Origin of the sequence: Okeania sp. SIO2B9 (genome assembly GCF_010672505.1) — a bacterium.
GTDB classification, from domain to species: domain Bacteria; phylum Cyanobacteriota; class Cyanobacteriia; order Cyanobacteriales; family Microcoleaceae; genus Okeania; species Okeania hirsuta.
On the sequence record NZ_JAAHGK010000275.1, the window covers coordinates 1 to 6842 of the forward strand.

The following is a 6842-nucleotide window of genomic DNA, read 5'->3' on the forward strand; positions in this document are numbered from 1 at the left end:
TGTATTTAAAACTTATAAATAAAAAAAAAATTAATATTTCTTAAATTTAAGGCAGTATAGCATATAGTATTTGCTTTACTGGTAACATAAAAAACTACAAAAATCAAGCTTTTAGCATAGAAACCTCAAGAGGATAACATTGTGCTGTATTTAGCAGAAGTACAAAAAAGACCAAGTGGTTTTGGTCTAGGTGGGGGTAAAACTGATTTGAAGCTACTAGCCTCTCAGCGTGGTGAACATAATTGGGTGGCTGTACCTGGGGAAGAAGTTATTCCAGCTGATGAAGCTAAGGAATTTTCTCCTGGTTCATTGGTGTTAGTAGATTTGAACAATAGTAAGCAGGTGCAGCAAATTCAAGATGCTGCCCGTCAGTTGGTGAAAATTCTGCAAAATTTCTCTCGCTCTCAAGAAAAATCTAAGACACAATGGGAGGAAATTGAGCAATGGAAAGCTTCTCTAACTTTTCAGGCCCAAGAATTGAATCGTAGAGAAATGGAATTGCAGGCTAAGGAAGAACAGCTTGAAGAACTACAAGCGGAAATTGATAGGTTGGAGCAACAACGTCAGGAAATTAGTCAAGCTCAAGAAGCATCTCAGCAACTTCAGAAACAGATAGAAAAATATCGAGAAGAATTAGAAGCCACTCGCTTAGAATTACACAAACAACAAGAAGAGTTTAACCAAAATCAGGGACAATTTTCTCAAGGGGCAGTTTTAGATGAAGATCAATCTCAGTATATTCGAGATGTACTGACTTGGTTGAATCAGGCGATCGCTCCGACAAATCTTTTGGGAGAAAAGTTAAGTCAGTCTTTAGAAATAGTTAGTTCTCAACAGGAAAGTCTAGAGCAACATGAACAAAGGCGGAAAGAACTGCCAAATACTAATTCTAGTGAAGAACAACAGGAAAATATAGAAAGTTTGGTTAGTCATGTCCAAAACCAATGGGTAGAATGGCGACAAGACCAGGAGTCTTTAGCCGAATTGATTTCGGAATGGAGGTCGCAACAAACTTTATTGGCAAGTAAGCAAGAGTATCGTCAAGTATTGAATAGTCAAATAGAGATACAGACACAACTTTATGAGCAACTGAGTCATCTATCAACAGCATTGGAAAATGATGGTATTTCTGAGAAAGTAGATGTTGAAGCTCTGGAAAAAATTTCTCTTAATGAGTTAGAGCAACTGGTTCAAAGTTTACAACAAGACTTGCAAAGAGATATGAGTTTTGTTAAAGACCAGGAAGAAGAATTAGCATTACAGCAGCAAGAAATGGATGCTTTGCAAAGAAGAATCGATCAAGCTACTGAATATGACAGAATTAGCTTAGAGTCAGAGCTTTCAGATGAACAAGACTGTTACAAAATGTTAAATGAATCTTTAGTCGGTTCCCAAAGAAATCTTAAGGAAAGGCAAGAAATATTAAGTCAACATCAAGAGGTTCTCTGGCGCAGATTAGGTAGTTCTTCTGGCCAACAACAGCAAAACAAAATAGACTTAAAGGCTACACTATCAAAGGTTGATGCTCAAAGGCAGCAGCTGACAGAGAATTTACAAAGTTTAGAAGCTGAAATTCAAAAAATACAAACAGATGTTGCCCGAAAAGAAGAAATTATCAATAGTCAAACTCGGCAACAAGAAGCGAAAAAAAATGAAATTGAACAACTAGAGTCGAGTTTACGAGAAAAGCAGAAGGCAAATTCACAGGGAGGAAGTGGAGCTATTTATCAGGAAGTTATGTTACCTATGCAAGATTATCTTGAACAACTCAAGCAGCAACTAGAAGAAGTAGTAGGAGAACTAAATCAAGTACAGGATATAGGGACACAGGTGGAGCAGTTACAGCAAGTCCTTCAAAATATAATTGGTCAACGGGATTGAACAAGGCAGAAGGCAGAAGGGAAAATTTGTATGGGGATAGTCTTTGACACGCCACTCAGTGTCTACAAATCCCAAGCAATTTTAAGCACCGTCATTTCAGTTATCAGTTATCAGTACCGACCACTAAAGCCGGAGGCGAGGAAAATACTGAACTGAATATTTTTTCATCCCCTTAAAAGGCTATCCCTTACCCATAAGTCTTGAAACCCTTGTAGGGAGCAGGGGAGCAGGGAGCAGGGGAGAAAGGAGAAAAAATCAATTTAGCTAAGTAAAACTACTGAAGTTGTCAAAAATAAAGTATTTTTCTATACATTTTTCTCCTGAAAAAGCCGATCCAATAACTATCCATAACTCGTCTATTTTCTCAAGCTTTGTGTTAAGAAAGATGTGGGTAAAGTATAGTTAAAAGGGGAGGCTTTGGACCTCATTTTTTGGTAATAGATGCTGGGTTATCAAATTGAAGAAGGCAGAAGGCAGAAGTGAAAGTAGTTACATCTTAAATTTGTGATTTACTCCTACAATAAAAAAATCTTCCATAAAATCTAAAAATTCAATCTTTTTTATTATGTTTTTCTTTCCCTGTTTCCTATTCCCTATTCCCTATATAGAATAATAAAATCCAAGGATGTCGAACTTTGGCGATCGCTCCACCAGGAAATGGGTCTGTTTGAGAACGGTTCGGAGCATCAATTAGATTTGTTAGCTTTTCAATATGACTGAAGTTAGGATGAATAGGTAAAACTTTTTGTAAAATACGTCTTATTACTCTTCTTTGTAATGCTAGAGGAACTTCGCGTAATACTAAACGGTTAATATATTGGACCTGTTGAGACTCAAGCTCAGAAATATTCAGATTATCTATATCTATATCCATCCTTGTCACTTTCTCCAATAGCTTTTCTGTCTCATTTTCAAGATAATCTACTTCTGCGCTTAGTATTTCTGCAGTTTGTGCCAGTGCTAGTTCAGCTTGAGGATTAAACTGGCGTAGCATAGGAAATAATTCCAGGCGGATACGATTACGAGCATAACGTAAATCTTGGTTTGTAGAATCTTCCCAAATACCAATTTTTTGCTTTTGACAAAAGTCGCCTGTTTGACTACGAGTAATTTCTAATAAAGGACGTATTAGTAATAAAGAGGAATTTTCTGTCAGAGGGCGTTGCCAAGTCAAAGCTTGTAGTCCATCAGTACCACTACCACGAATTAAATTATATAGGAGAGTTTCTGCGCGATCACTTGCTGTATGGCCAGTTACGATATATTGACAATTGGACTCTAAAGCAATTTTACTTAAAGTTTGATAACGCCATTTTCTAGCTTCCGCTTCACTTTGATAAACTCGGTCTGCTACTGCTAAAAAGAATGGCAGTTGCCAATTTGTTGCTAAATTTTTCACATAATTAGCATTAGCTTCTGAGTCCGATCGCCATCTATGGTCACAATGAGCTATTGCTAAATACCAACCCCATTTTGATTGTAAATCTAACAGTAACTTAGTTAGGCTTATGGAATCTTGACCACCAGATACTGCGATTAATATTCTTTGGTTTTCTGGTAATAATTTTCGTTGACGTAATGTTTTATGTAGTTGGTCATGTAGTGGTGTCCAATTTTTATTTGGAGATTGATTCACTGGGTATATAAAGAGATAATTGGAAATTAGGAAGAAAGAAGAAATTTTATTTTTAAAGAAGGTTAATTTGCAAGAGTATTTTTTTTATAACAGTTTTCAAATGTAATCTTCAGTAATCAACAGTTAAATTTCACCATTAACATTATCTTGAATGAATTTTTGACGAGCAAAACTAACTACAACCTCTAATTTTACGAGTATGATCGACTAAACTTTGAGCAAATTTATCAAAACGTTCCGATATTTTTTCATTCAATAATTTACCATCACTAGAAAAAGTATTCCAAGCCTGACCAATAGCAATTTGTTCCGGAATAACCCAAGCATGAACCCATCGCATAATTAATCGTAAATGATTCAGTGCATTACTATTTGATTGACCTCCCAAAACACTAATTAAACCTGCGACCTTTCCATCCAAATGTTCAAAACTCATCAAGTCAAGGGCATTTTTCATAACACCACTAACACTACCATGATATTCTGGCGTGGCCAAAATCAGACCATCAGCTTGCTTAACTGTTTCTCGGAGTAGCTGTACATCTGGATATTCTGAATAATCATCCTCACCATTACAAAAAGGGAGATTAAGCGATCGTAAATCCAATATATTTACCTCTGCACCGAGAGCTTCTACTCTCTTAACTGCTATTTCTAGAGCTTGCTGACTATAGGAAGCAGACCGCAAACTACCTCCAATTCCCACGATTTTTACCATGATTTTTGACTAAATTATAATAATTTCTGCTAAATCATATTCATAGCAAATGAAACGATAGAACGTCAATTTTGGTAGTACTTGATAGATTTTATCTGCAAGACAATTTCTGTTTGCGTAGCATGACAAACGGAAAAGTTTTTCTAAAGTGAGTAACTGGACAAAATTAATCACACTCTATGCTTGACTTTTATTTCACAACTTCAAACTCAACTGCTCATCCGGCGGAGTAAAACCCAAATGTCTCCAAGCTGCAGAAGTCACAACCCGACCACGAGGAGTACGCTGCATAAACCCAATTTGCATCAAATATGGCTCATAAACCTCCTCAATAGTTTGAGCATCCTCTCCTGTCGCTGCTGCCATTGTCTCTAAACCAGCAGGCCCACCATTATAATTTTCAATCATCGTCCTCAATAAATTACGGTCTGTCCAATCTAAACCTAGAGGGTCAACATTAAACAACTCTAACGCTTCACTTGCTACCTCAGCATTTACAGGAGTCAACTTTTTCACTTCCGAATAATCTCTCACCCGTCGAAGTAAACGATTAGCAATTCGAGGCGTACCCCGGGAGCGACGGGCAACTTCTTCAGCACCATCTTCTGTAATAGCTGTATTTAAAAGTTTTGCTGCTCGGAGAATAATTAGACTCAGTTCATCAACCTCATAAAAACGTAACCTCTGGATAATTCCGAAGCGATCGCGCAGGGGGGAAGTTAGAGACCCTACCCTGGTAGTTGCTCCGACTAAAGTAAAAGGTTTGAGAGGAATACTCCGAGTCTTAGCAGTTTTACCTTGACCCACTGTAATATCTAACCGAAAATCTTCCATCGCTGGATATAGAATTTCTTCTGTCATTTTGGAAAGGCGATGAATTTCATCTATAAAGAGAACATCCCCTTTTTGTAAACCTACTAGCAAACCTACTATATCTCTCGGTTTTTCAATGGCAGGGGCGGTAGTAATTTTACAGTTAACTTCCATTTCTGCTGCCAATATTAGAGACATGGTAGTTTTCCCTAACCCTGGAGGGCCATAAAGTAGCAGATGGTCTAAAGGTTCTTTCCTCGATTTAGCCGCCGAAATCGCAATATTTAATACTTCTTTCAGGTCTTTTTGTCCGATATATTCTGCTAACTTTTGGGGTCGAATTTTTTCTTCGTTGTTACTATTATTTTTGTCTTCTGCAGTTGTCTGTGCTTCTAATAAAGCTTCTATTTCGTCTGTTTCACTTTTGGATTTTGATTTTTTGGTTTTATATGAACTTTTACTTTCTGAGGCTAAGAAAATGTTTTTATCTGGCCTTTCTGGTTGTGGAGATTGTTTTTTGGAAGATATTATGGCCATAACTGGGAAATGAGTTCTAACATCCCTATTATGATACAAAGAGTTGATTTAATTAATTGTCCTTTCCTATGACAACATCATTATCTGTACCGGAAAATTTAACATTTGAAGAAGCGATCGCCTTAACTCAAGAAATAATGTCTGAGATAGAAACAGGCCAGTTATCGGAAGATAAAATAGGGTCATTAATTGGAGATTTAGTCAAGAGTAAAAATGGTGCTAGAGGATTTTTCGTTAGTTATCTTACAGACTCTAGACCTTTAGCAGATAATCCCTCACCATCAATATTTAGAGCGCTGGAATCATCTCCAGAAACAGTGACAGAATTATTAGTCAAAAATTTGGCCATGTGTTCGGCAATGGTAGTCCATCATCAAAGAAATCAAGACCAGGAGACAGCCTCCCAATCAGAAACAGTGCGATCGCGAACCACAAGACTAATTAAAAGCGTGGATATTCCCAGCTTAAAAGGTGAGATTGAGGAGTTATATCAAAGTACAACTACTGGCCAGGGAAATTACAAGCAGTTTCTAGAACGTTGGGGCTACGATGATGAACAGTTAAAGGTCATTCAGCAAGCAATTGAACCATTACTTTCTTAAGTTTTTGATTAGCTTAAATGTTTAAATATACCACATATATCTTGTAATAACTTTAATTTGTAGAGAGTATTTTGAGCAATCCCCTGATATAATCTCAAAAACTGTAGCCGTCTACTAGCAAAAAGTGATGAAACTGCTGATTGTGTAGTAGATGGAAACAGTAGATTATATACACTTAATATGGGCAATTTTGCTTGAGTGTGGTGTAGAGGAAAAAACGGAAAATAGTAGGACTATGAAAGGAATTGTCCGCGAAACTAGCAGGGTTAGTAGGTGGCTAACCGTGGTAAATACTTATTGGTTGGTAAATCTGAACCTACTATTAACATTAGTACGAAGAGATTTAGAAGCTAGATATAAGGGCTCAATTCTGGGTAATTTATGGCCATTACTTAACCAACTATCCCAACTTTTAATTTATACTTATGTATTCTCAATTATTCTTAAAGTCAAGCTTAACCTAGAAGGGCTACCTGAAGATAGTAAGGTGACATTTGGATTATGGTTATTTGCTGGGTTAATTCCTTGGCTAGCTTTTACTAATGAATTCTCCCCCACTCCCTCATTCCCCTACTCCCCTGCTCAAGACATAGATAGATGAAGTTATTTTTATTTATAAAACATCTGCAAAAGCAGGACGTAATTTCATGTACAC

Annotated in this window: 5 protein-coding genes and 1 pseudogene; 3 read left to right on the plus strand and 3 right to left on the minus strand. The window is 36.9% G+C overall.

Annotated elements, in window-relative coordinates; translation table 11 throughout:
• The first annotated feature begins 141 nt into the window (after positions 1-141).
• Positions 142-1881: a pilus motility taxis protein HmpF gene (gene hmpF / locus F6K13_RS11955; RefSeq protein ID WP_124154665.1), complete on the plus strand. Its 1740-nt coding sequence runs from the start codon at positions 142-144 to the stop codon at positions 1879-1881.
• Positions 1882-2467: 586 nt separating this feature from the next.
• On the opposite strand, the gene tilS is transcribed toward hmpF, so the two are convergent.
• The 3 genes from tilS to ruvB all read right to left on the minus strand — a co-directional run bounded on the left by tilS (position 2468) and on the right by ruvB (position 5585).
• On the minus strand, positions 2468-3517 hold the full coding sequence (gene tilS / locus F6K13_RS11960; RefSeq protein WP_124143467.1) for a tRNA lysidine(34) synthetase TilS: 1050 nt from the start codon (positions 3515-3517) through the stop codon (positions 2468-2470).
• Between the two features lie 172 nt (positions 3518-3689).
• A complete protein-coding gene (locus F6K13_RS11965) occupies positions 3690-4235 on the minus strand; it encodes an NADPH-dependent FMN reductase (RefSeq protein ID WP_124143468.1) in 546 nt (181 codons plus the stop codon).
• Positions 4236-4430: 195 nt separating this feature from the next.
• A complete protein-coding gene (gene ruvB, locus F6K13_RS11970; RefSeq protein ID WP_124143469.1) occupies positions 4431-5585 on the minus strand; it encodes a Holliday junction branch migration DNA helicase RuvB in 1155 nt (384 codons plus the stop codon).
• A 68-nt stretch (positions 5586-5653) separates the two neighbouring features.
• Between ruvB and F6K13_RS11975 the strand changes: the two genes are divergently transcribed.
• Entirely contained in the window at positions 5654-6187 is a 534-nt protein-coding gene (locus F6K13_RS11975; RefSeq protein ID WP_124143470.1) for a hypothetical protein, read from the plus strand.
• 235 nt (positions 6188-6422) lie between these two features.
• Positions 6423-6731: pseudogene (locus F6K13_RS11980) on the plus strand (ABC transporter permease); the annotation flags it as partial.
• Positions 6732-6842 lie beyond the last annotated feature (111 nt).